21 protein-coding genes are annotated in these 24,073 nt (G+C 67.5%); 5 read left to right on the top strand and 16 right to left on the bottom strand.

What is annotated here, in order from left to right; genetic code table 11:
- Positions 1-120 precede the first annotated feature (120 nt).
- Together A5759_RS23185 and A5759_RS23180 are read left to right on the top strand one after the other, a co-directional pair.
- Positions 121-492, top strand: a complete 372-nt coding sequence (locus A5759_RS23185) for a hypothetical protein (protein ID WP_064395525.1) — start codon at positions 121-123, stop codon at positions 490-492.
- A 44-nt stretch (positions 493-536) separates the two neighbouring features.
- The gene (locus A5759_RS23180) at positions 537-1,274 is read left to right on the top strand and encodes a hypothetical protein (RefSeq protein WP_064426658.1); all 738 of its coding nucleotides are present in this window, start codon (positions 537-539) and stop codon (positions 1,272-1,274) included.
- A gap of 7 nt (positions 1,275-1,281) precedes the next feature.
- Here A5759_RS23180 and A5759_RS23175 read toward each other — a convergent pair whose 3' ends face one another.
- The 4 genes from A5759_RS23175 to mutA are packed head-to-tail and all read right to left on the bottom strand — an operon-like array spanning position 1,282 to position 7,683.
- The gene (locus tag A5759_RS23175) at positions 1,282-2,556 is read right to left on the bottom strand and encodes a serine hydrolase domain-containing protein (protein WP_068201567.1); all 1,275 of its coding nucleotides are present in this window, start codon (positions 2,554-2,556) and stop codon (positions 1,282-1,284) included.
- A 47-nt stretch (positions 2,557-2,603) separates the two neighbouring features.
- Complete coding sequence (meaB, locus tag A5759_RS23170; RefSeq protein ID WP_068201566.1) at positions 2,604-3,596, bottom strand: methylmalonyl Co-A mutase-associated GTPase MeaB; 993 nt, start codon at positions 3,594-3,596, stop codon at positions 2,604-2,606.
- Positions 3,597-5,846 (bottom strand): methylmalonyl-CoA mutase, encoded by a 2,250-nt coding sequence (scpA, locus tag A5759_RS23165; protein WP_094294791.1) that lies wholly within the window; start codon positions 5,844-5,846, stop codon positions 3,597-3,599.
- Between the two features lie 19 nt (positions 5,847-5,865).
- The gene (gene mutA, locus A5759_RS23160; RefSeq protein ID WP_068201562.1) at positions 5,866-7,683 is read right to left on the bottom strand and encodes a methylmalonyl-CoA mutase small subunit; all 1,818 of its coding nucleotides are present in this window, start codon (positions 7,681-7,683) and stop codon (positions 5,866-5,868) included.
- A 99-nt stretch (positions 7,684-7,782) separates the two neighbouring features.
- Between mutA and A5759_RS23155 the strand changes: the two genes are divergently transcribed.
- The gene (locus A5759_RS23155; RefSeq protein WP_068201561.1) at positions 7,783-8,529 is read left to right on the top strand and encodes a TVP38/TMEM64 family protein; all 747 of its coding nucleotides are present in this window, start codon (positions 7,783-7,785) and stop codon (positions 8,527-8,529) included.
- 7 nt (positions 8,530-8,536) lie between these two features.
- On the opposite strand, the gene A5759_RS23150 is transcribed toward A5759_RS23155, so the two are convergent.
- Both A5759_RS23150 and A5759_RS23145 read right to left on the bottom strand, forming a co-directional pair.
- Positions 8,537-9,745 (bottom strand): SPFH domain-containing protein, encoded by a 1,209-nt coding sequence (locus A5759_RS23150; protein WP_068201560.1) that lies wholly within the window; start codon positions 9,743-9,745, stop codon positions 8,537-8,539.
- Between the two features lie 30 nt (positions 9,746-9,775).
- Entirely contained in the window at positions 9,776-10,207 is a 432-nt protein-coding gene (locus tag A5759_RS23145; RefSeq protein WP_064395516.1) for an NfeD family protein, read from the bottom strand.
- Positions 10,208-10,267: 60 nt separating this feature from the next.
- Here A5759_RS23145 and A5759_RS23140 point away from each other — a divergent pair, with 60 nt between their 5' ends.
- Positions 10,268-11,116 (top strand): hypothetical protein, encoded by an 849-nt coding sequence (locus A5759_RS23140; RefSeq protein ID WP_068201557.1) that lies wholly within the window; start codon positions 10,268-10,270, stop codon positions 11,114-11,116.
- On the opposite strand, the gene A5759_RS23135 is transcribed toward A5759_RS23140, so the two are convergent.
- The 10 genes from A5759_RS23135 to A5759_RS23090 all read right to left on the bottom strand — a co-directional run bounded on the left by A5759_RS23135 (position 11,113) and on the right by A5759_RS23090 (position 21,056).
- Positions 11,113-12,099: a ferrochelatase gene (locus A5759_RS23135; RefSeq protein ID WP_068201556.1), complete on the bottom strand. Its 987-nt coding sequence runs from the start codon at positions 12,097-12,099 to the stop codon at positions 11,113-11,115. The genes A5759_RS23140 and A5759_RS23135 overlap by 4 nt on opposite strands.
- Positions 12,100-12,113: 14 nt before the next feature.
- Complete coding sequence (gene inhA / locus A5759_RS23130; RefSeq protein WP_068201554.1) at positions 12,114-12,923, bottom strand: NADH-dependent enoyl-ACP reductase InhA; 810 nt, start codon at positions 12,921-12,923, stop codon at positions 12,114-12,116.
- A gap of 29 nt (positions 12,924-12,952) precedes the next feature.
- Positions 12,953-13,732 (bottom strand): 3-oxoacyl-ACP reductase FabG1, encoded by a 780-nt coding sequence (gene fabG1 / locus A5759_RS23125; protein ID WP_064395513.1) that lies wholly within the window; start codon positions 13,730-13,732, stop codon positions 12,953-12,955.
- A gap of 60 nt (positions 13,733-13,792) precedes the next feature.
- Positions 13,793-14,803, bottom strand: coding sequence for a VWA domain-containing protein (locus A5759_RS23120; RefSeq protein WP_068201553.1), 1,011 nt, complete (start codon positions 14,801-14,803; stop codon positions 13,793-13,795).
- Between the two features lie 23 nt (positions 14,804-14,826).
- The gene (locus A5759_RS23115) at positions 14,827-15,834 is read right to left on the bottom strand and encodes a VWA domain-containing protein (RefSeq protein ID WP_068201551.1); all 1,008 of its coding nucleotides are present in this window, start codon (positions 15,832-15,834) and stop codon (positions 14,827-14,829) included.
- A 21-nt stretch (positions 15,835-15,855) separates the two neighbouring features.
- Entirely contained in the window at positions 15,856-16,803 is a 948-nt protein-coding gene (locus tag A5759_RS23110) for a DUF58 domain-containing protein (RefSeq protein WP_064406116.1), read from the bottom strand.
- Entirely contained in the window at positions 16,800-17,948 is a 1,149-nt protein-coding gene (locus A5759_RS23105) for a MoxR family ATPase (RefSeq protein WP_064348434.1), read from the bottom strand. Before A5759_RS23105 ends, A5759_RS23110 begins: the two co-directional genes overlap by 4 nt.
- Positions 17,949-18,083: 135 nt before the next feature.
- On the bottom strand, positions 18,084-18,791 hold the full coding sequence (ripB, locus tag A5759_RS23100; RefSeq protein WP_064395509.1) for an NlpC/P60 family peptidoglycan endopeptidase RipB: 708 nt from the start codon (positions 18,789-18,791) through the stop codon (positions 18,084-18,086).
- Between the two features lie 31 nt (positions 18,792-18,822).
- Positions 18,823-20,247 carry an NlpC/P60 family peptidoglycan endopeptidase RipA gene (gene ripA, locus A5759_RS23095; RefSeq protein WP_068201550.1) on the bottom strand — a complete coding sequence of 475 codons (1,425 nt, stop codon included), beginning with the start codon at positions 20,245-20,247 and terminating at the stop codon, positions 18,823-18,825.
- A 245-nt stretch (positions 20,248-20,492) separates the two neighbouring features.
- Positions 20,493-21,056 carry a DUF6676 family protein gene (locus tag A5759_RS23090; protein ID WP_068201549.1) on the bottom strand — a complete coding sequence of 188 codons (564 nt, stop codon included), beginning with the start codon at positions 21,054-21,056 and terminating at the stop codon, positions 20,493-20,495.
- A gap of 159 nt (positions 21,057-21,215) precedes the next feature.
- Here A5759_RS23090 and A5759_RS23085 point away from each other — a divergent pair, with 159 nt between their 5' ends.
- Positions 21,216-24,065 (top strand): aconitate hydratase, encoded by a 2,850-nt coding sequence (locus A5759_RS23085; RefSeq protein ID WP_068201547.1) that lies wholly within the window; start codon positions 21,216-21,218, stop codon positions 24,063-24,065.
- The last annotated feature ends 8 nt before the right edge of the window (positions 24,066-24,073 follow it).

The raw sequence follows: 24,073 nt of genomic DNA, 5'->3' as shown, positions 1-24,073 counted from the left end.
CAGGTGTCCCAGAAATGGGAGACACCTCCCAAAACTGTGACGCCAGTGTCAATATAGGCAAACTCCTCCAGTTTGCGGACCGCACTGCCCAAACGCGGGACGTTGGTTTAGAGTGGACAAGTGCCTCGGACAGACGAGAACGGCAGACAACTCAAAGCGCTGCTCGACTACCTGCTCGACGGTGACATCGAGGCCAAAGACATCTACGACGCACTGGGCACATCCAGCAGCACGTACTACCGCCGAATCAAAGAGCCGGACTATCCAGACGCCGAGGAGCTGCGGCGGGTGGCGGACCGGTTCGGTCTGAACTATCCCGACCTGCAGATCAGGTTCGGCCTGATGACCAGGCAAGAAGTGCTCAGTTACGTCGAATATCTCGAACGCACAGGCGGTTCCGGCCAGACGGCCGTGCGGGAGACGACCAAGTCGCGAACCCGCATTCCTCGACTCTCCGAGCTGCGACCGCGGAGTGACGCCCCGCCCCTTTAGCCGTACACTTTGCTGAGTACTACGGCAGCTCCGAAGGCAACCCTATGGCTTTGGCGACACTGATCGCGATCACGCTTTGCTGTATCGCGTGGAGCCTGTGGATTCGCCGGGTCACCTGGTCCTCCCGTTGGGAGGTGGCCGCCACCCTCAACATCGCCCTGCAGGGCATGGCGGTGTTGTTGATGTCCCCGTGGGCCTCGGAAACGCTGGGGGTCGCGCTGCACGCGCTGACCGGCAAATGGAACCTCGAAGACTTCATCGGCCACGACTGCTACATCGTCGCCGCGTCGGCCGTCGTCTACAACGCCCTCGGTCGCCTGCAGGACGACCACCTGCTGCAGAGGTCGTTCAAGCAGTACGTCGAAATCCCGGCCACGCTGTGCATCCCGCTGCTGCTGGTCACCTTCTCCCTCGGCAACGGTGCGCGCATCTTCAAGCCGGACTTCTTCCAGGTGCCCACCGACTTCTGGCTGAACACCTACTGGCTGATCCTGTGCGGCATCCTGATCTACCTGCTGGGGTACGGCAGCCGCGCCCTGCTTGTGCTGCGCAGGGATCCGCGCTCGCGCAAGATCGCCAACGTCTATCTGATCTCGTCCGCCGCGGGCATCGCCGCGTGCATCGTGCGCCTGCTGACGGCCTACATCCCCGCGCTGCAGCAGCACGACGGCGGCGCGACCCTGGTGTGGGTCTTCGCCTGTATGTGCGGTGCCGGCTTCGCGTTGACCTCGGCGGAGTCCTGGCGGCAGAAGACGAAGTGGTTCAGCAGCGCTTCTCAGTGACTGCGCGTTACCCCGCAACCTCGCGCGACACGCTGTAGAACGGCGCACCCAGATCGGGCACCGTCTGATAGCCACGCCTGCGCGCCCGCGCCGCGTCGCGCCGGATCAACACGCCCAGTCCGGCGAACGTCGCCTGGTCGAGCACCATCCGCGTGAGCAGCCGGTTGTGCACGAAGCCGAACGCCAGCCCGGTGCTCGGATCGGCCCACCCGACCGAGCCGGCCAGCCCGGCATGACCGAACCCGGGCATCACCCCCGGGGGCACCGGGAGCGAGTGGTAACCCAGGTTGAAGCTCAACGGTACGAAGATGTTGCGGTCAGGCCAGTAGCTCGCCCGGCCGGTCAGCGCCGCGACCCGCTCCTCGGACAGGAACTGTTTGCCCTCGATGCGGCCACCGTTGGCGATCGCGCCGTACATCTTGGCCAGGCTCCTGGCGGTGGCCACACCGTTGGCGGCCGGGATCTCGGCGTCCAGGAACGGCGTGTCGCCCTGGACCACCGACTTCATGCCGGGGAAGTACATCGAACCGAACATCCCCGACACCCCGAGCGCCGCGACGCGCGGGGCGACGAAGTTGAAGACCGGGTTGGCGAGGGCGCCCTGCGGGGCGAGGATCTGCGCGGCGCGGGTCGGCGCGCCGGCAGGCGGGCGCCCCAGGTGCAACCCGTCGGTGTCCAGCGGCTCGGCCAGCTCCTCGCGGATCAGATCGCGCATGCCCTTGCCGGTGACGGCGCGGCCCAGGCCGGACATCAGCCAGCCGTAGGTCAGCGCGTGATAGGCCTGATGCCCGAACAGCAGCTTGTTGACCGGCGCGGCCGCCACCCGCTCTTCCATCACCCGATGGTCGAGCAGTTGGGCCTTGGTGCACCCGTTGAGGTGCGACAGCCCGGCCCGGTGCTGCATCAGCTCGCGTACCGTGATCGCGGCCTTGCCCTTGACGCCGAACTCGGGCCAGTACTCGGCCACCGGGGCGTCGTAGTCGATCAGGCCGCGGTCGGCGAGTCGGTGGATGACCGTGGACGCCATGCCCTTGGTGACCGAGAAGACCATCGCGCCGGTGTCAGCGCTCCAGTACTGCGTGCCGCGGCGGTCCGAGTAACCGGTCCACACGTCGACGACGGGCTCACCGTGCAAGTAGATCGACAGGGCGCCGCCGCCGTAGCGACGACCAGGAAACAGTCGCGAGAAACCACGCAGGGTGCAGGCGAAGTTGGAATCGGCAGCGCCCTGGACACCGTGCGGAAGCGCGACGCTGCGCTCCCGTTTGTTGACACCCGTCACAATTTATTTAATTTACTCGCAGCCCCGGCAAATAAACCTACCGTTACCTATTTGTTAGGTTCGCGCATGTCAGAGGCGTCGAGCAGCTGCTGCGCAGCAAGCGCGGGAGTCAGCTCCCCGTCGCGGACCTGACGTTCGATCTCGGCGCGCATCCGCTTCACGTTCGGGTTCGACAGCACCCGGTCGAGGACCGAATCCCGCACCATCGACCAGGTCCACTCGACTTGCTGAGCGCGCCTGCGGCTTTCGAACTCCCCCGCCTTGGTGAGCACGTCGCGGTGCTTGAGCACCGTCGCCCACAGCTCCTCGAGGCCCGTCCCCTCCAGCGCGCTCATCGTGAGAACCGGTGGGCGCCACAGTGTTTCGCGGGGATAAATGAGCCGAATGGCACCGGCGAGCTCACGGGCGGCCCGTTTGGCCTCGATCGCGTGCTCGCCGTCGGCCTTGTTCACCACGACGATGTCGGCGAGTTCGAGCACGCCCTTCTTGATGCCCTGCAGCTGATCGCCGGTGCGCGCGAGCGTGAGGAACACGAAGGTGTCGACCATGTTGGCAACGGTCACCTCGGACTGCCCGACGCCGACCGTCTCGACCAGGACCACGTCGAAACCGGCCGCCTCCAACAGGACGATCGTCTCGCGGGTCGCCTTGGCGACGCCGCCGAGTGTGCCCGAAGTGGGCGATGGGCGGATGTAGGCGTCGGGATGCACGGCCAACTGCGCCATGCGGGTCTTGTCGCCCAGGATCGAGCCCCTGGTCCTGGTCGACGAGGGATCGACGGCCAGCACGGCGACGCGGTGTCCCTGGTTGATCAGGTACATGCCGAGCGCCTCGATCGTCGTCGACTTACCGACGCCGGGCACGCCGGTGATCCCGACATGCAGCGAGTTGCCCGCGTGCTCAGTCAGCTTCAGCAGCAGTTCCTGGGCCTGCTCGCGGTGGTCGACGCGCGTCGACTCCACCAGCGTGATGGCTCTTGCCAGGGCGGCACGGTCGCCGTCCGCCACGGCGGCCGCAAGGTCGGCGGTCGGATCGGCCATCTAGTCGAGGCGGTAGCCCAGCCGATCGGCCAGCTTGTGCAGAAGGCCGACCGCCGCGTCCGCGATCACCGTGCCGGGCGGGAAGATCGCGGTGGCTCCGGCGGCGTAGAGCTCGTCGAAGTCGCCGGGCGGGATGACGCCGCCGACCACGATCATGATGTCGGGCCGACCCACCTCGGCGAGCGCTTCGCGCAGCGCGGGCACCAGGGTCAGGTGCCCGGCCGCGAGCGATGAGACGCCGACGACGTGCACGTCGTTGTCGGCGGCCTGCCGTGCGACCTCCTCGGGGGTGGAGAACAGCGAGCCGACGTCGACGTCGAAGCCGATGTCGGCGAACGCGGTCGCGATCACCTTCTGCCCGCGGTCGTGGCCGTCCTGGCCCATCTTCGCGATCAGGATGCGCGGCTGGCGACCGTCGGCCTCGGCGAACTTCTGCACGAGGTCGGTGGCTTTCGTGATGTTGCTGACCCCTGCACCCCCCATCTCATCGCGGTAGACGCCGGCGATCGTACGGATCTCGGCGACGTGGCGCCCGTAGACCCGCTCGAGCGCATCGGAGATCTCACCGACGGTGGCCTTGGCCCGCGCGGCGTTGATGGCCAGAGCGAGCAGGTTGTTGCCCAGCCCGTCCTCGCCCGCCGGTCCGCGGGCACCGGCCGCCCGGCTCAGCTCGGCCAGCGCGGCGTCCACCTCGGCCTGATCGCGTTCGGCGCGCAGCCGCTCGAGTTTGGCGAGCTGCTCGGCCCGCACCCGGCTGTTCTCGACCTTGAGGACCTCGACCTCGTGGTCCTCGTCGACCTGGTACTTGTTGACGCCGATCACCGTCTGCTGGCCGGAGTCGATGCGCGCCTGAGTGCGCGCGGCGGCCTCCTCGATGCGCAATTTCGGGATGCCGTCGGAGATCGCCTGCGCCATTCCGCCGTGCTCGACGACCTCGCCGATGTGCATCCGCGCCGCGGTGGCCAGCTGGTGGGTCAGCCACTCGACGTAGTACGAGCCGCCCCACGGATCGATCGGCCGCGTGGTGCCCGACTCCTGCTGCAGCACCAACTGGGTGTTGCGCGCGATGCGGGCCGAGAAGTCAGTCGGCAATGCCAGCGCCTCGTCAAGCGCGTTGGTGTGCAACGACTGGGTGTGTCCCTGCGTCGCGGCCATCGCCTCGATGCAGGTGCGCGCGACGTTGTTGAACGGGTCCTGAGCGGTCAACGACCACCCCGACGTCTGCGAATGGGTGCGCAATGACCTGGATTTGGGGCTTTCGGGTCCAAATTCCGCGACCAGCTCGCTCCAGAGCAGCCGGCCGGCCCGCAGCTTGGCGACCTCCATGAAGAAGTTCATGCCGATGCCCCAGAAGAACGAAAGGCGCGGCGCGAACTTGTCGACGTCGAGCCCGGCATCGAGGCCGGCCTTGATGTACTCGACACCGTCGGCCAGCGTGTAGGCCAACTCGAGATCGGCTGTGGCACCGGCTTCCTGGATGTGGTAGCCCGAAATCGAGATCGAGTTGAACTTAGGCATCTTCGTGCTGGTGTAGCCGAAGATGTCGGAGATGATCCGCATCGACTCCTTCGGCGGATAGATGTAGGTGTTGCGGACCATGAACTCTTTGAGGATGTCGTTCTGAATGGTCCCGGCCAACTTCTCCGGCGGCACGCCCTGCTCTTCGGCGGCGACGACGTACAGCGCCAGGATCGGCAGCACCGCGCCGTTCATCGTCATCGACACCGACACGGTCGACAGGTCGATGCCGTCGAACAGCTGACGCATGTCGAGGATGGAATCGATTGCCACGCCTGCCATTCCGACGTCGCCCTGCACCCGCGGATGGTCCGAGTCGTAACCGCGATGGGTGGCCAGGTCGAACGCCACCGAGAGGCCCTTCTGCCCCGCTGCCAGGTTGCGCCGGTAGAACGCGTTGGACTCCGCGGCGGTGGAGAAACCCGCGTACTGGCGGATGGTCCACGGCTGGTTGACGTACATGGTGGGGTACGGACCCCGCACGAAGGGCGGTTGGCCCGGGAAGGTGTCGAGCGGATATCCGGCGGCGACGGCGGCGTCGCGGTCGGCCCCGATGTAGACGGGCTTGACGTCGATACCCTCCGGCGTCACCCAGTCCACTTGGTCGGCGCTGTATCCGTGCGTCGTGGCGGCCGCTTCGACATGGGCGGTGACGGCGGCCTCGGTCGGCGGGTCGGCACGCTTCTCGCCGTGCAGCGGGACGCCGGCGAAACTCCCGATGGTCTTTCCGATCCCGGCTGTGGCAGTCACCTCAGGCCCCCAATCTGGTGAGCAGGTCCGACAGGGTGGCGACCGCGTCGATCTTCGCGGTCAGGTAGCCGTCCGGTTTGGAATGGGCTTCCGCGACGGCCTTTTCCGGCCCGGCGAGCAGCACATGCGATACGCCCGTCTCGCGTGCCGAGTCGACCGCGGCCGAGGCTTCCTCGCCGTAGCGGGCGTCGGTGCCGCAGATCACGGCGATCGGCGGTGTCTGCTCCGCCTCGGTCACCGCTTCGATACCGCCCGACGCGAGCAGGTTCGTGGCGAAGGTGGTGCGCACGTTGTGTTCGGCGAGTGGACCGAGCGGCAGCAGCAACACCTTCGGCCTGGCCCCGGTCCTCTCGAGGAAAGCGTCGGAGCGGTCCCGCAGCTCCTCGAAGCCCGCCGCGTAGCGGGCCACCCCCGGCAGCGAATCACCTTGCGGCAGAGCCGGATCGGCGATATTGGGAAACTCGTTGACACCGGTCAGCGCCGTTCGCCGGTGTGCGATGTCCTCGGCGCGCCGCTGGGCGACCTCGGCGATCTGGGCAGCGATGTGATCACGGGCCTGTTCGAAGCCGCCGCGGGACTCGATGTCCTGGAAGTGCTTCCACGCCTGCTCGGCGAGCTCCTCGGTGAGGTCCTCCACATGCCAGGAACCCGCCGCCGGGTCGAGCACACGGCCAAGGTGCGACTCCTCGAGCAACAGCAGCTGGGTGTTGCGGGCCATTCGGCGCGCGAAGCTCGGCGCCGTCCCTGGGAACCCGCCGGGGATCGCGACGTCGAACGGGTGGACCTGGATGGTGTCGGCCCCGCCGACACCGGCCGAGAAGGCGGCCACGGTGGTGCGCAACATGTTCACCCACGGATCGCGCTTGGACATCATCGGCAGCGACGTCATGGCGTGCAGGGTGACCGCTCCGTGCTCCGGCGCTCCGACGACCTCGGCGACCCTGGCCCACAGCAGGCGCGCGGCCCGCAGTTTGGCGATCGTCATGAACTGGTCGTCGTCGGCGGCGATGCGGAAACTGATCTGCCGCAACCCGTCCGGGACACCGATACCGTCCTCTTCCAGCTGCCGCAGGTAGCTCACCCCCGTTGACACCAGGCCGGCCAGCTCCCACGATGCGTTGGCGCCGAGGTTGTGGAACGCGGGTCCGTCGACGGTGACGGCGCGAACGCCGCCGCTGTAGTCGCCGAATTTGGCGGCGGTGGCCACGACGTCGGCGATCTCGGGAGCCGCGCGCCCGCTCAGCGGTGCGGTCAACGGGTCGGCGCCGAGGTCCACCGACAGCCGGGAGCGTTGGTCGGCGTCGAGGTCGCTCAACAGCCCGAGCACCGCGTCGGCGGCCGAAACGTAATCGGGCCCGGCGATCTCGAAGAGCACCGGGACGAGGTCGAGGAAGACACCGTCGAACAGCCGGTCCAACTCCGAAGCCGCGACGCCCGCGGGCTCGCCGACGCGGATGACGAGCGCGCTGACCCCCTCGGTGAGGCTGACCAACACGGCGCCGTTGGATTCGGCCACGTTGCCGGGCCCGTTCGCCGGGAACGCCTCGGCGACTTTCCAGCCGGCCTTGACGTCACGGAGCGCGTCACCGCCGCGCACGAACGGCCACTGCCCGGGCAGCGGAGGTTCGGGAAGCGCATCGGCGCTGGTGTACAGCGGGCGGATCGCGAAGCCGTCGTAGGTGGGCGAATCCAGCAGCCGCTCGGGCTCGGCGGGCAGATCGGCGGGATCGCGCCGGGTGCTCTTTGCCAGCACCGCGGCAACCGCTGAGCGCCAGCTCTCGCGATCGGCCTCGACCACAGTGGGTTTCTGCACGATCATCAGGCTAAATGATCGCAGTCACAGCGGTGTCTGCCGGTCGGTCGACTCGCGGTCCGGCGAACAGGTGGCTTCGGCCGCGGTTCCGTAGTCTTGGTAGACGTGAACTCCGTCGTCAGCACCCTGCGCGCGGCCCGAGGGGCGGTGATCGCGACGCTTTCGAGTGTCTCGCGGGTGCGTCTGGTCGGGTCCCTGGCGGCGATTGTGATTCTCGTCGCAGTTGCGTTGCTGGTCCCGGTGCCGACCGCGGTGCAGTTGCGCGACTGGGCCACCTCGGTCGGGCCGTGGTTTCCGCTGGCGTTTCTGGCCGCCCACATCGTGGTGACAGTGTTCCCGTTCCCCCGCACGGCATTCACGCTCGGCGCGGGCCTGCTCTTCGGCCCGGTGCTGGGCATCCCCCTGGCGGTGACGGCGGCGACGATCAGCGCGGTCATCGCGGTGCTGCTCGTCCGCGCCGTGGGCCTTCGACTGGACCGGGCGGTGCGCCATCCGCGAATCGAATCCCTCAACGCGCGGCTGCGCGAACGCGGTTGGCCGACGGTGCTGTCGATGCGGTTGATTCCCGCCGTGCCGTTCGCCGTGCTCAACTACGCCGCGGGCGTGTCGTCGGTGCGCGTGCTCCCCTACGCGCTGGCCACCTTGGCGGGACTGGTGCCTGGCACTGCGGCGGTGGTGATCCTCGGCGACGCGCTGACCGGCAATGTCAGCCCCCTGCTCGTGCTGATCTCGTTCTGCACCGCCGGCCTGGGCGTGGCGGGCCTGGTCTACGAGGTCCGCGTGCACCGGCGCCACCACCGCGAGCGCACGGTCGAACCCGCCGTCGATCAGCCGGTGCGCGTGCCGAGATAGCTCCCGGTCAGCGGGAGTGCGCCCCGCCGCCGGGCTCGCGTTCCTGCGTAGCAGGGTTGGTCTGCTGGCCGATCCCCGGGAACGACGGCGGTGCGTTGATGGGCGCGGGGCCGTCCACCGACGTGCGCGCCTCGGCTTCGGCCTTGGCCACCGCGCGGGCGATCTCGGGATCGGTCTCGGTGTTGAACCAGTCGGCGACCTCGTCGTCGTCATCGGTCTTGACCGGCGTGTCGTCGACCGGCGACGGGGTGTAGCGGAACACGCCGTCATCCCCGGGCGCGCCGAGCATCTTGGTGAAACCCTGTAGCGCCGAACCGAAGTCGCTGGGCACCAGCCACACCTTGTTCGCCTCGCCCTTAGCCATCTGCGGCAGGGTCTGCAGGTACTGGTACGCCAGCATCTCCGGCGTTGGCCGGCCCGCCTTGATGGCCGCGAACGTTTTCTCGATGGCCTTCGCCTGGCCCTGGGCCTGCAGGTAGGCCGCCGCGCGTTCGCCTTGGGCGCGCAACATGCGCGACTGGCGATCTGCCTCCGCGGCCAGGATCGCGGCCTGTTTGGCGCCCTCGGCGGCCAGGATCTGGGCCTGCTTCTGGCCCTCGGCCTGTTTGATGGCCGATTCCCGGTTGCCTTCCGCGGTCAGGATCATCGCGCGCTTCTCGCGGTCGGCGCGCATCTGCTTTTCCATCGAATCCTGGATCGACGGTGGCGGGTCGATGCTGCGCAACTCGACACGGGCGACCCGCAACCCCCAGCGGTTGGTGGCCTCGTCGAGCACGCCGCGCAACGCCGTGTTGATCTGGTCGCGCGAGGTCAGCGTCTGCTCCAGCGTCATACCGCCGACGAGGTTGCGCAGCGTGGTCGTGGTCAGCTGCTCGACACCGACGATGTAATTGCTGATCTGGTAGACCGCGGCCTGCGGGTTGGTCACCTGGAAGTAGACCACCGTGTCGATCTGCACGGTCAGGTTGTCCTCGGTGATCACCGGCTGCGGCGGGAAGGACACCACCCGCTCGCGCAGGTCGACGCGGGCACGGATTCGGTCGACGAACGGCAGCAGCAGGGTCAGCTGACCCGACACGGTCTTGCTGTAGCGGCCGAGCCGTTCGATGACCGCGGCCTCGGCCTGCGGTATCAGCGCGATCGACTTCGCGACGATGATGGCGGCGAACACCACCAGCACGCCGACGAGCACCAGGCCGGCGACGGCTCCATCCATGGCGATTCCTTCCCTCGTACCCAGTGTGTTCTAGGCGAGCTTCTGGACGACGGCGGTGGCACCGTCGATCTGCACGACGGTCACCTGGTCCCCCGGTTCGTACACGTCGTTCTCGTTGAGCGGCCGCGCCGTCCAGACTTCACCGTCGAGCTTCACCTGTCCCTCGTGCTGGGCCACCCGGTCGAGCACCAGCGCGCTCTTGCCTTCGAGCGCCTTAGCCGGGTCGGGCAGACCGGTACCGGCCTGGAAGTGCCTGCGCAGCGCGGGCCGCACCAGCACAAGCAACAGGATCGACGCGACGGCGAACACCGCGCCGTGGACCCACAGGTCGTCGAAGATCAGGCTCGAGCCGGCCGCGGCCAGCGCCCCGCCGCCGAGCATGAGGAGGAACAGGTCGCCGGTCAGCGCTTCGGCACCGGCGAGCGCCAGCGCGGCAATTAACCAGATCAGCGCAGCGGGCATGACACCACCCTATCGTCGCGCCCGACCACCCGCGGGCGTAACAACTACACTTCGAACATCATGTGGTGTCCCAGTGTTTCGCTGTCGGTATGGGCCAATGCCTGGTTAGCGGGCGTTGCCGCGCCCGACGATGTCCTCGACGCGCTATCACATTGGGCGCCAATACATTCCGTAACCGCCTACGATTCGGTGGCGGCCGGCGCGACCGGTTTGCCCTGGCCTGATCTGGTGGATACGGGTGCGGTGTCGCTGCTGCAGACGCTGCGCACGGCCGCAGGCCCCGGCGTGGCGGAACCGCCGATCGGCCTGGCCCTGCCGGTGCCCGGCGACGTCCGGGGGCTGCCCGCAGGCACCCAGTTCCAGCGCGACGCGGTGACCGCGGGCGAGGCCCTCCTCGTCTCCGGTGCGGGGTCGATCGGTCTGGTGCCGGATTTCGAGTACGACGAATTCGAGGAGTCCGACGAGTTCGACCGTGACCCCTGCGGGCTGTCGTGGACGGTGTACTCGATACCCGAAGCGTCCACGCCCGCGGGATACGTCGATCTCGCCGAGGCCGAGTACGCGCTGCGGTCAGCGGTCCGCTCGGCGGCGGACGCGCTCGGGGCACTGCGCGCAGGCGCGGCGGAGATCGACGTGGAGGATCCCCGCGGACTCGTCGAGCAGGTGCTGGAATCCACCCGCATGCATCGCCTTCCCGACCACGCGCCGAACCGGGCGGCGCGTGTGCTGGAGAACGCCGCGCACGTCGACGCGATCATCTCGGTCAGCGCCGGGCTGATACCGATCGGGCTGCACAGCTCCGCTGAGGTGCAGATCGCCAACGACGCGCTGCGTCCCCTGTCGACCGTGGTGCGCTCGGCGCGACTGGCCGCGGTCGACGCGGTCCTGCACTCGGCCTGGCGCAGCTAGCCGCAGTCCGGCGTGCACAGCACGCCGTCGACCGAATACCCCTGCAGTGGCGGCGGATTCGTTCCGGGCACCCGCTCAGGGTCCCGGCCGTCGCGCAACTCGGCGAGCAGATCGGCGGCGACACGCGCGAGGTCGGCGTTCGGCGTCGCCGCCCTGGCGAAGGCCATTCCGGCTTCTTCGGCCTGTTCGCGCAGTTCGGTGTCGAGGTCCCACACCACCTCGATGTGGTCGGCGACGAAACCGATCGGACACACGATCACGCCCGTGGTGCCATTCTCGACGAGCGACGAAAGATGGTCGCCTACATCGGGTTCCAGCCACGGTACCTGCGGCGGGCCGGATCGGGACTGCCACACCTGGTCGTAGTCGTCGTACCCGGCCGCGGCTGCCACCAGCCCGGAGGCATATGCCACCTGACGCTCGTAAAGGTCGGTGCCACAGCGTGACCGGGCAGCCAGCGGAATCGAGTGTGCGGTGAACACCAGGCGCGCGTCGTGCGGCACCGCCCTCGCTGCGTCGGTGATCGCGTCGGCGAACATCTGCACGAACAGCGGATGGTCGAAGTACTGGCGCAGTTTGATCAGTTGCGGGGCCGCGTCGCCCGCCGCCTGCCGTCCCCTGCCGATGTCCTCGACGTACTGCGTGCAGCTCGAGTAGCCGCCCCACGCCGACGTGGTGAACACCGCCGCGCGGCGCACGCCGTCGTCGCGCATGGCGGTCACGGCCTCCTCGACGTAGGGCTCCCAGTTGCGGTTGCCGAAGTACACCGGGACGTCGACGTAGGTGCGCAGCCGCTCGATCACCGCCCGGTTGATGCCGTTGATCGGTGAGACGCCGCCGAAATGCAGGTAGTGCTCGGCGACCGACGCCAACCGCTCCCGCGGGATGCCCCGTCCGCGAGTCACGTTCTCCAGGAACGGCATCACGTCTTCGGGGCGCTCCGGCCCGCCGAACGAGAGCAGCAGGACGGCGTCGATGTCCATTTACCTGCGGTCCGTCACAGCAACTGCGTGCTTGCGCCGCCGTCGGCGTAGATCACGGTGCCGGTGGTGGCAGGCAGCCAGTCCGACAGCAGCGCGCACACCGTCTTGGCCACCGGGGTCGGGTCCTTCATGTCCCAGCCGACCGGCGCGCGCTGATCCCAGCCCTCCTCGAGCAACCGCATCTGCTCACCGGCCTCGGCTCCGAGTGCGCCGCCGACGATCGCGCTCATCGCGAGCGTGCGGATCGGGCCCGCCGCGACGAGGTTCGAACGCACACCGTACGGCCCGGCCTCGCGGGCGACGAAGCGGTTCACCGACTCGAGCGCACTCTTGGCCACGGTCATCCAGTTGTAGGCGGGCATCGCGCGGGTCGGATCGAAGTCCATACCGACGATGCTGCCGCCGCGGTTCATGATCGGCAGCGTCGCCTTCGCCAGCGAGGCGTACGAAAAGGCCGAGATGTGAATACCTTTGGAGACGTCCTCGTAGGGCGCGTCGAAGAACGGGTTGATGCCCATGCCCGATTGCGGCATGAAGCCGATCGAGTGCACCACGCCGTCGATCTTGTTGCCCTCGCCGATCACTTCGGTGATGCGCTCGGACAGCGTGTCGAGGTGCTCCTGGTTCTGCACGTCGAGCTCCAACAGCGGCGCCGGGTTGGGCAGCCGGTCGGCGATCCGCTGAATCAACTTCAGCCGGTCGAACCCGGTCAACACCAACTCCGCACCCGACTCCTGGGCGACCTTGGCGATGTGGAACGCGATCGACGAGTCGGTGATGATTCCCGTGACGAGGATGCGCTTGCCTTCGAGCAAACCGGTCATGTGAAAGTCCCTCTCTTTTGCGAAAAGATCTAGTGGCCCATACCCATGCCGCCGTCGACGGGGATCACCGCGCCGGCGATATAGCTGGCATCCTCGGACGCCAGGAAGCTGACCGCGCCGGCCACCTCCTCGGCGGTGCCCACGCGCTTGGCGGGTATGAAATCCAGTGCACCGGCCTGGATCCGTTCGTCGAGGGCCCGGGTCATCTCGGTGTCGATGTAACCGGGCGCGACGACGTTGGCGGTGACGTTGGCCTTGGACAGCTCACGCGAGATCGAGCGGGCCATGCCGATCAGCCCCGCCTTGGCGGCCGCGTAGTTGGCCTGGTTGCCGATGCCCCACATGCCCGACACCGAGCCGATGAAGATGATCCGGCCGAACCGCTTGCGCTGCATGGTGCGCGAGGCCCGCTGCGCCACCCGGAACGCGCCGGTGAGGTTGGCGTTGATGACCTCTTCGAACCGCTCCTCGGTCATCCGCATCAGGAACGCGTCCTTGGAGATGCCGGCGTTGGACACCAGCACCTCGACCGGTCCCTGATGCTCCTCGACCTCTTTGAACGCGCGGTCGACGGCGGCGTTGTCGGTGACGTCGCACACCACGCCGAACAGCCCCTCGGGGGCCCCCGACCCGCGGTGGGTGACGGCGACCTTGTGACCGTCGGCGGCGAGGCGCTTCGCGATGGCAAGGCCGATGCCACGGTTACCGCCGGTCACCAGCACCGAGCGGGAGACGAAAGGCGGACGACCACCGGCCGATTCGGATTCGGCGGTCGCTCCGGTGTCATTGCTCGTCGCGTGCGCAGTCATGCCCGCCAACCTATCGCCTGCCCGCCATTCTTAAGAAATCGCCTTAGTGAAATGCCGCGCTCACAGCGGTAGCCGTCGATTGATCAGCAGGCTGGCCACCGCCGCCACGGCCGCGAACAGGGCGCCGAGCCGGAGCCAGCCGGTGGTGGCCTCGCCGCGCACGGTCTCGTACCCGATCTGGTTCTGCAGGGTCTCGTAGACCTTGTTGAGTTCGTCGAGGTTGGACGCGGTGTAGGCGTCGCCGCCGGAGAGCACGGCGATCTTCTTCATGCCCTCGTCGTCGACAGGCACCGGGACCCGCTCGTTGTTCACCTCGACCGACCCGTTCGGCGTGCCGAACGAGATCGTCGAGACCGGCACGCCCTGATCCTTGGCGGCCCGCGCCGCGGTGAACGCGCCCTTCGGGTTGTCGGGGTTGTTCGGCACCGTCTCCTTGCCGTCGGAGAACAGCACAATGTGCGCGGGCGGTGGCGTATCGCCGCCACCGATGACGGCGCCGACGGTGGAGATCGACGACAGTGCGGTGAAGATGGCCTCGCCGGTCGCGGTCTTGTCGGCCACCTGAAGATTTTCGATCGCGCGCCGGCTCGCGTCGCGGTTGGTGGTCGGCGAAACCAGGACGTTGGCGGTCCCGGCATAGGCAATGACGCCGAGGTTGATGCCCGGCGTGAGCTCGTCGACGAACTTCTTGGAGGCCTCCTGGGCCGCGGCCAGGCGGCTCGGTTCGACGTCGGTGGCGCGCATCGATTGGGAGACGTCGATGGCCAGCACCACCACCGCGCGGTTGCGCGGAAGGCGTTGGTCGTGGGTGGGCCCGGCCAGCGCGATGGTGCAGAACAGCAGCGAGATCGCCAGCAGCGCCGCGGGAACGTGACGCAGTGGGCTGGGCCGCCTGGGCGCGACGCTGTCGAGCAGCTCGGTGTTGGCGAAGCGCTGCAACCGCTTTCGCCGGGCGATCTGGGCGGCGGCGTACAACCCGGCCAGTGCCAGCAGGACCACCACGAACAGGAGGAACCACCAGATGTGCTGAAAACCCGTGAGCGATAGTGGTCCCAGCAGTGGAACTGTCATCTCAGATCGTCATCCCTTGCAAATCAGTGCGGCAGACGACGGTTGATGAACAAGGCGGCCAGCGTGGCCATCGCCAGGGCCAGCGTTCCCAGCCGCAGCCACCCCACGCTCGCATCGCCGCGGATCGTCTCGTAGCCGATCTGCTGCTGCAGGTTGGCGTAGACCTCTCGCAGCTGTTGAAGGCTCGACGCGGTGAACGCCTCGCCGCCGGACAGATCGGCGATCTTCTTGAGCATCTCGTCGTCGACCGGTACGGGCTGGCGCTGGTCGTTGATCTCGACGTAGCCGTACGGCGTGCCGAACGAGATCGTCGAGATCGGCACCCCCTGGTCCTTTGCGGTGCGGGCCGCGGTGTAGGCGCCCTTGGGGTTGTCCGGGTTCGACGGCACCGTCTCCTTGCCGTCGGAGAACAACACGATGCGCGCAGGCGGGGGTTCGTCGCCGCCACCGATCACCGCCCCCACGGTGGCGATCGCCTGCAGAGCCGTGAAGATGCCCTCACCGGTCGCCGTGCGGTCGGCGAACTCCAGTTTGTCGATTGCGGCCTTGGTGGCCTCCCGTCCCGTGGTCGGCGACACCAGCACCGTCGCCGTGCCGGCGTAGGAGATCAAGCCCAGGTTGATTCCCGGGGTGAGTTCGTCGGCGAACTGTTTGGACGCCTCCTGGGCGGCGGCCATCCGGTTGGGGGCGACGTCGGTGGCGCGCATGGACTGCGAGACGTCCATCACGAGCATCACCACCGCGCGGTTGCGCGGAATGCGGACGTCGTGCGTGGGTCCTGCCATCGCCACCGTCAGCAACACCAGACCGATGACGAGCAGGATCGCGGGAAGATGCCGCCAGCGCGAAGGTCGTTTGGGCGCAACGCTTTCCAACAACTCCATGTTGGCGAACCGCAGCATCCGCCGATGCCGGGCCAGCTGGACGACCATGTAGAGCCCGACGATTCCGAGCACCGCGAGCAGAAACAGGAAGAACCAGGCGTTTTCGAAACCCGACAGCGTCATGGGTCCGAGCAACGGCAATGTCATGTGCGCCTAATCATCTCGATATCAGGCGTGGCCCGCCAGCGCGCCACGCCTGCGGTTGGCGACGAACCGGACGACGTCGGCGATCCAGTCGCGATCGGTGCGCAGCGTCAGCAGCGGCGCATCACATCGCCGTAACGTCCTCGCCACCTCCGCGCGGTGTGCCGCGGCCGCCCGTTCGAAGTCGTCGCGCAACTGCTCGTCGATGGTGAACTCACGCGTCACCCCGGTCTCGGCGTCCTGCAGCACCACTTCGCCGACCGCGGGCAGTTCGACGTCGCGCGGGTCGAGCACTTCGATTCCGAGCACCTCGTGGCGCCCCGCGATCGCCCGCAGCGGGCGCATCCAGTTGATCGGGCCGAGGAAGTCGCTGATGATCACCGCCATGCCGCGGCGCCGCTCGGGCCTGCGCAACGCGTCGATCGCGGCGGCCAGATCCCCGCGGACGCCGGCAGGCGCCTTGGGCATCGTCGCGATCGCGCGCAGCATCTCCTGCTCGTGCATCCGGCCCGACAGTGCGGGCACCCGCCGCACGGTGTCGCCGTTGGCGATGATCGCACCGATCCGGTTGCCGCCCCCGCTGTTGAGGAACGTGATCGCCGCCGCGGCGGCCACCGCGAGATCGCGCTTCTCGCAACCGGTTGTGCCGAAGTCGAGGCTGGCCGACATGTCGATCACGAGCCAGGTCTCGAGTTCGCGATCGGCGATCATCTGCCGCACGTGCGGATGCGTGGTGCGCGCCGTGACCGACCAGTCCATCCGGCGCACGTCGTCGCCGGGCTGATAGAGCCGTGACTCCCCCGGTTCCGACCCCGGGCCGGGCAGCAGGCCGAGGTGGTCGCCGTGCAGCACGCCGTCGAGCTTGCGCCGCACCGTCAACTCGAGCTTGCGCAGCGCCGCGCTCAGCGCGGGGTCACGGATCTCGCCGCGCTTCAGCGACGGCAGATCAACGGAGCGTCGGGAGCTGGTCACCGATTGCTGGCCGCACCAGCGGCGGCGGGCACGACGGGCGGCACCGAATGACCTTGCTGCGGAATGGCGTTCACCTGCGGCAGGGCCACGGTCTGCAGGATGCGGTTGATCACCGTCTCGGCCGAGATCTCGTCGGCCAACGCGTCGTAGGTCAACACCAACCGGTGCCGCAGCACATCGGGGATGACCTCGACGACATCCTGCGGGATGACGTAGTCGCGTCCGCGCACGAGCGCCAGCGCGCGCGACGCCGCGATGATGCCCAGCGATGCGCGCGGTGAGGCGCCGTAGGCGATCCACGCCTTCGCGTCGGGCATCCCGAACTTCTCGGGCTGACGCGTCGCGGTCACCACGCGGACGACGTAGTCGACCAGCGCGTGGTGCACGAAGTTGTTGGCCGCCACGTCCTGCAGACGCAGCAGGTCGCCGGGCGCGAGGATCTGCTTGGGCTCCGGCGGCTTGACGCCCATCCGGTAGATGATCTCCCGCTCTTCCTCGGGCGACGGGTAGTCGATGTTCAGCTTGAACAGGAAGCGGTCCCGCTGAGCCTCGGGCAGGGCATACACGCCCTCCTGCTCGATCGGGTTCTGGGTGGCCATCACCAGGAACGGCTGGGGCAACGGGAACGTCTTACCGCCGATGGAGATCTTGCGCTCGGCCATGACCTCGAGCAGCGCGGACTGCACCTTGGCAGGGGCGCGGTTGATCTCGTCGGCGAGCAGGAAGTTGACCACGACGGGCCCGAGCTCGATGTCGAACTCCTCCTTGCCCACCCGGTAGATGCGGGTACCGACGATGTCGGTCGGCACCAGGTCAGGGGTGAACTGGATGCGGGCGAAGGTGCCGCCCACCACCTTGGCGAAGGTCTCGACGGCCAGCGTCTTGGCCACGCCGGGCACACCCTCGAGCAGTACGTGGCCCTTGGCGAGCAGACCGACCAGCATGCGCTCGACCAGCTGGTCCTGGCCGACGATGATGCGCTTCACCTCGAAGACGGCCCGCTCGAGCGTGTGGACCTCCTGCTGCAGACCGCCGTTCTGGGAAGCCGGGCTCGACGGTGCGGCGTGTGAGCCCTGGTATCCCTGTGCCGGTGCCTGGCCGGGGTAGCCTCCAGGCCCCTGCGACGGCCCACTCGGTGAGGTCATCAACGTTCCTTCCACAAAACTCGCTGGTCAGTGCCGCACAGCCCGGTCGCGGCCGCACGCTCGCCGTCAACTATTCCAGGCACGGCAGAATCCGTCGACGCCGCCCGAAACGTTCAGCTTCGGCTCAGGCTCCGCTCAGGATTCGATGATGCGCGCCACATACGGCTGAAGGCCGGAGTGACGCACCGGGCCCACCGTCACCTTGCCCGCGCTGCCCGAGGACTCGAGCATCTGTCCGCCGCCCAGGTAGATGGCGACGTGCTGGCTGCCGCCGGGACCCCAGAACAGCAGGTCGCCGCGCTTGGCCTGCGACGTCGGCACCTTGCGGCCGGTGTCGTACTGGTCGCCGGAGTACTTCGGGATCAGGACCCCGACCCCGGCGAACGAGAACTGGGTGAAACCCGAGCAGTCGAACCCGACGGTGTTGGCCCCCGAGTCGATGCCCCGGCTCGGGCCGTTCGGCTTGCCGCCGCCCCACGAGTACGGCACGCCCATCTGCGAGGCGCCGCGACGGATGACGTACTCGATCGCCTGCGGTCCGCGCACCCGGCCCGGCGCGACGCTGGCCGCCGCGGCCTCCGGTGGCGCAAGACCCAGGGTGGACAGGAACTTGCGGCCCAGGCTCATCGTGACTTCGGTGGCCTGGGCGGTCGCCGCGAGCGACGCGTTGGCGATCGCGAGGGGATCGCCAGGGGCACCGGCGCTGATCAGTTTGGGCAGCGTCGGATCCCACTGGCCGTCCTCGGGTGCGGACGTCGCCGGCGTCGCCAGCCCGACGGTGAGCGCGACGGTCGCCACCAGCAGCGCACAACCGCCCAAGAACCGAATCAGCTTGAAACGCAAAGTTTTCCTAACGTCTTTCGCTTCTGACCGCTCACCATTCGATGAGACGAGTCGCGTACGGGGTCATGCCGCTGGTACGCACCGGCGAGATCTTCACCACCGAACCCGTATAGGGCGCTTCGATCATCTGTCCGTCGCCGAGGTACAGCGCCACGTGCTGGCTGGCGTTGGGGCCCCAGAACAACATGTCGCCACGGCGCATCTGCGACGTCGGGACCTTGCGCCCGGCGTTGTACTGGGAACCCGAATAGTGGTCGAGCTTGATGCCGACGCCTGCGAACGCGTAGAGCATCAGGCCCGAGCAGTCGAAACCGACTGTGCCCGCGCCGGAGTCGATGCCGCGGCTCGGTCCGGCAGCGTTGCCGCCGCCCCACGAGTAGGGCACGCCCATCTGCGACATGGCGCGCTTGATCACGAACTCGGTCGCCTGCCTGCCGTAGACGCGGGGAATCGCGCCGTTGTTGAAGGCCGGCGCGGCGGCCGGTTGCGGAAGGATTCCCAGCGACTGCAGGAACTTGCGCCCGAGGTCCTGGGTCACCTGCGCCGAGGTCGACGCGATGCCGAGAACCGCGTTGATGATCGCGATCGGATCGCCGCTGACGAAGGCGCTGGGGATCGCTGGCAACGTCGGGTCCCACGGCGTGGCCCAGTTACCGGTGCCGGGGTCGACACCCTCCGGGGCGCGGTCCCAGTCGGGGCTTTTCGGCGTCGCGGCGGCCGCCGGTTGCGCGGCAGGACCCGCCGGTGACGCCGGCGCGGCCTGGGTACGCGCCTCGGCGAGCTTGGCCTGCGCGGCCTTGCGCTCGGCGGCCAGCTTGTCGAGCTGGGCCTGCTGGGACTTGAACGTCTCCTGCGCGTTGGTCAGAGCCGAAACCGCGGACTGCTGGCTGGCTTCGGCGTCGGCGACCGCCTTGTCGGCGTTCTGCTTGGCCAGCCGCGCCGCGGACTCGCGGTTGACCTGCTCGGTGCGGGCTCGCTGCAGATCGGCGATCACCTGCTGCGAGCTGATCGCCAGCGTCTGCCCAGCCGCAGCCGTCTTGATGACCTCGGCGGGATCGCCCGCGGTCAGGTACGAGTCCGAGGGGCCGTTGACGTATGTCGCGGCGGCGAAGGAGTTGAACCGCTTCTGCGCCTCCTCGATCGCGATGTTGGCGTGCTCGACGCGCTGCCGGCTCGCATCGACCTCACGCTGCGCGGCGTCCGCGTTATCCCGGGCGGTCTGCACGTCGACGATCGCCTTGTTGACGCTTTCCTGCTGCTGCTGAATCTCGGCGCCGAGATCCTGCAGCTTCTGATCGGCATCGGCGACGGCGGCGACCAGCGCGGCGAGGCTGTCGGGGCTGTCGGGTTGCGCGAGGGCCAGGCCGGGGGTGGTGGACAACATGGTTGCCACGATCAGGGCCGCGCAGAACCGTCCACACGGCCGCGTAGCGGATGCGCCAGGTGTGCGTCTCATCCGACTCAGTTCTCCTATGGCTTCAGGCGAACGTGCGGACACATTCGTCACGGTGACTGTGCTCATTTGTCACACGATGCACATCTACAACACAGTTACCGATTGCACCGTACGTCACATCTGACGCCAAAGAAACTTAAGTCGCGAATTACAAGTTTGTAATTGAAAGAAGTGTTATCGGGTCGTGACTTCGCCAATACCGGGGCATTCGGCGGTCACCCCAAAACCGTTGGCGCAGTGGAATTTCAAGCGTTCTCGCGCGACGCGGAACGCTTGGCGCGAACCTGCAAAAGTCGCGTACCGATAACGGCGGCAACCACTCCGACAACGACCACAATCGTCAATGCAGTCCACGGAAAGTGCGTTGCCGTCAGCTCACTGAGGAAATTCTGCGAACCCTGCACCGGACCGCGCCCTTCGGCGACATCCTGGCCCGCCTCCAGCGTCATGCGGTCGAACGTCGTACTGAAGGTGCCCGAGTCCGTCGGGCTGAGCACCAGCACCGTCGACCCGGGAAACGCCTCGCCCACCTCGGTCGCGATATCGCGCAGTGGCGTGTCGATCGGCGGGTTCTGGTCCACGACGACGATCTTCAGGTCGATGCCCTTCTGCTGGGCCTCGGCGACCACGTCGGGCAGACCCGCGTTCTCGGGTGTGGGCGAGGCGCTCACCCCGTCGTCGCGGACGTCTTCGATGACCAGATTCAGGCACGTGTCGACCGGCGTGGTCGCGGGGTCCATGCCCACTGGCCCGCAGACGTCGGGCGGGATGTAGGCCGGCAGATACGGAATCACATGCGGTCCGAACACAGAAGAACCGTACGTGATGGGTACTCAGCAGAGTGACAGCACGCGCTGCGGGTACGAGACTGAGAACCGACCCCGACCGTCTTGCAGGACAAGCGTACTGTTAGAGTTGTAACGCGGCCGTCACAGCCCGTCGGCTGCGAGAACTAGCCGGGAGTTGATGTGAGCAAAGGTAATACGGAAAATTCTTCCCCCAATTCTTTTGACGCCCGCGACACCCTGAAGGTCGGAGACAAGAGCTACGAGATCTACCGCCTCGACGCGGTGCCGGGTACCGACAAGCTGCCCTACAGCCTGAAGGTCCTTGCCGAGAACCTGCTGCGCAACGAGGACGGCGCCAACATCATTAAGGACCACATCGAGGCGATCGCCAACTGGGATCCCGAAGCCGATCCCAGCGTGGAGATCCAGTTCACCCCCGCGCGCGTGGTGATGCAGGACTTCACCGGTGTGCCGTGCATCGTCGACCTGGCCACCATGCGCGAAGCGATCGCCGACCTCGGCGGTGACCCCGAGAAGGTCAACCCCCTCGCCCCCGCCGACCTGGTGATCGACCACTCGGTGATCGCCGACCTGTTCGGCCGCGAAGACGCGTTCGAGCGCAACGTCGAGATCGAGTACGAACGCAACGGCGAGCGTTATCAGTTCCTGCGTTGGGGCCAGGGCGCCTTCGACGACTTCAAGGTGGTTCCGCCGGGCACCGGCATCGTCCACCAGGTCAACATCGAATACCTGGCCAGTGTCGTGATGGACCGCGACGGGGTGGCGTACCCGGACACCTGCGTGGGCACCGACAGCCACACCACCATGGTCAACGGTCTCGGCGTGCTGGGCTGGGGCGTCGGCGGCATCGAGGCCGAGGCCGCGATGCTGGGCCAGCCCGTGTCGATGCTCATCCCCCGGGTCGTCGGGTTCAAGCTGACCGGTGAGCGGCAGCCGGGCGTGACGGCCACCGACGTGGTGCTCACGGTCACCGAGATGCTGCGCCAGCACGGCGTGGTCGGTAAGTTCGTCGAGTTCTACGGCGACGGTGTGGCCGAGGTTCCGCTGGCCAACCGGGCCACGCTGGGCAACATGAGCCCCGAGTTCGGTTCCACCGCGGCCATCTTCCCCATTGACGAGGAGACCATAAGCTATCTGCGCTTCACCGGGCGCAGCGAGGAGCAACTGGCGCTCGTCGAGGCGTACGCCAAGGAGCAGGGGATCTGGCACGACCCCAAGCGGGAGCCCAAGTTCTCCGAGTACATCGAGTTGGACCTGTCCGACGTGGTGCCGTCGATCGCCGGACCGAAGCGTCCGCAGGACCGCATCGCGCTCAACGAGGCCAAGGGGGCCTTCCGTCAGGACATCACCGACTACGTCGAAGACGGCGAATTCAACGGTGAGTACTCCCAACTCGACGAGGCGATCGACGAGACGTTCCCGGCCAGCGATCCGGTACGCAACACGTCGTTCCTCAACAACAAGAAGCCGCCGGCCCATGTCGCGAGCGCGGCGATCGAACCCAATGGCCGGCCGAGCAAGCCCGTAACCGTGAAATCGGATGAACTCGGCGAGTTCGTGCTCGACCACGGCGCGGTGGTGATCGCCGCGATAACGTCGTGCACCAACACCTCCAACCCCGAGGTGATGCTCGGCGCGGCGCTGCTGGCCAAGAACGCGGTCGAGAAGGGTCTGGCCACCAAGCCGTGGGTGAAGACGACGATGGCTCCCGGCTCGCAGGTCGTCACCGACTACTACGAGAAGGCCGGGCTGTGGCCGTATCTGGAGAAGTTGGGCTTCTTCCTCGTCGGGTACGGCTGCACGACCTGCATCGGCAACAGCGGTCCGCTGCCCGAGGAGATCAGCGAGGCCGTCAACGACAATGACCTCGCCGTGGCGGCGGTGCTGTCGGGCAACCGCAACTTCGAGGGCCGGATCAACCCGGACACCAAGATGAACTACCTGGCGTCTCCGCCGCTGGTGATCGCCTATGCGCTCGCAGGCACGATGGACTTCGACTTCGAGGAGATGCCGTTAGGCCAGGACGAGGACGGTAACGACGTCTACCTGCGCGACATCTGGCCATCGCAGGCCGACATCAATGACACGATCGCCGAGGCGATCAGCCAGGAGATGTTCACCAAGAACTACGCCGACGTCTTCAAGGGTGACGAGCGCTGGCGCAACCTGCCCACCCCGGAGGGCAACACCTTCGAATGGGCCGAGGATTCGACCTACGTGCGCAAACCCCCGTACTTCGACGGGATGTCGGCCGAACCGGAACCGGTGACCGACATCAAGGGCGCGAGAGTGCTGGCGCTGCTGGGTGATTCGGTGACCACCGACCACATCTCCCCGGCCGGCGCCATCAAGCCGGGCACGCCCGCGGCGCAGTATCTCGACGATCACGGTGTCGAGCGCGCGAACTACAACTCGTTCGGCTCCCGACGTGGAAACCACGAGGTGATGATCCGCGGCACGTTCGCCAACATCCGGCTGCGCAACCAGTTGCTCGACGACGTCTCGGGTGGCTACACCCGCGACTTCACCAAGGACGGCGAGCAGGCATTCATCTACGATGCCGCGCAAAACTATGCGGCGCAGGACATTCCGCTCGTCGTGCTCGGCGGCAAAGAGTACGGCTCGGGGTCGTCGCGTGACTGGGCCGCCAAGGGCACGCGGCTGCTTGGGGTGCGCGCGGTGATCACCGAGTCGTTCGAGCGGATCCACCGGTCGAACCTGATCGGCATGGGCGTGATCCCACTGCAGTTCCCCGAGGGTGAGACGGCGGAGTCGCTGGGCCTCGACGGCACCGAGACGTTCGACATCACCGGCATCGAGGAGCTCAACGAGGGCAAGACGCCGAAGACGGTGCACGTCACCGCCGCGAAAAACGATGGAGCGGACGGCTCTGGGGACACCATCGAGTTCGATGCGGTGGTGCGTATCGACACCCCGGGTGAGGCCGACTACTACCGCAACGGCGGCATCCTGCAGTACGTGCTGCGCAACATGCTCGAGTCGCAGTAACGCGGGAA

Source organism: Mycobacterium sp. 852014-52144_SCH5372336, assembly GCF_001665615.1.
Lineage (GTDB): Bacteria > Actinomycetota > Actinomycetes > Mycobacteriales > Mycobacteriaceae > Mycobacterium > Mycobacterium neumannii_A.
The sequence above is the reverse complement of the archived record's forward strand: the minus strand, read 5'-3'. Positions and strand labels throughout refer to the sequence as shown.

Excerpts from the sequence above, each read along its gene's own strand:
- A5759_RS23105 (WP_064348434.1), bottom strand. The coding sequence starts at position 17,948 with ATGACCTCACCGAGTGGGCCGTCGCAGGGGCCTGGAGGCTACCCCGGC.
- A5759_RS23140 (WP_068201557.1), top strand. The coding sequence starts at position 10,268 with ATGTGGTGTCCCAGTGTTTCGCTGTCGGTATGGGCCAATGCCTGGTTA.
- A5759_RS23180 (WP_064426658.1), top strand. The coding sequence starts at position 537 with ATGGCTTTGGCGACACTGATCGCGATCACGCTTTGCTGTATCGCGTGG.
- A5759_RS23115 (WP_068201551.1), bottom strand. The coding sequence starts at position 15,834 with ATGACATTGCCGTTGCTCGGACCCATGACGCTGTCGGGTTTCGAAAAC.
- A5759_RS23120 (WP_068201553.1), bottom strand. The coding sequence starts at position 14,803 with ATGACAGTTCCACTGCTGGGACCACTATCGCTCACGGGTTTTCAGCAC.
- meaB (WP_068201566.1), bottom strand. The coding sequence starts at position 3,596 with ATGGCCGATCCGACCGCCGACCTTGCGGCCGCCGTGGCGGACGGCGAC.
- mutA (WP_068201562.1), bottom strand. The coding sequence starts at position 7,683 with ATGATCGTGCAGAAACCCACTGTGGTCGAGGCCGATCGCGAGAGCTGG.
- A5759_RS23135 (WP_068201556.1), bottom strand. The coding sequence starts at position 12,099 with ATGGACATCGACGCCGTCCTGCTGCTCTCGTTCGGCGGGCCGGAGCGC.
- A5759_RS23150 (WP_068201560.1), bottom strand. The coding sequence starts at position 9,745 with ATGGATGGAGCCGTCGCCGGCCTGGTGCTCGTCGGCGTGCTGGTGGTG.
- fabG1 (WP_064395513.1), bottom strand. The coding sequence starts at position 13,732 with ATGACTGCGCACGCGACGAGCAATGACACCGGAGCGACCGCCGAATCC.
- A5759_RS23145 (WP_064395516.1), bottom strand. The coding sequence starts at position 10,207 with ATGCCCGCTGCGCTGATCTGGTTAATTGCCGCGCTGGCGCTCGCCGGT.
- inhA (WP_068201554.1), bottom strand. The coding sequence starts at position 12,923 with ATGACCGGTTTGCTCGAAGGCAAGCGCATCCTCGTCACGGGAATCATC.
- ripA (WP_068201550.1), bottom strand. The coding sequence starts at position 20,247 with ATGAGACGCACACCTGGCGCATCCGCTACGCGGCCGTGTGGACGGTTC.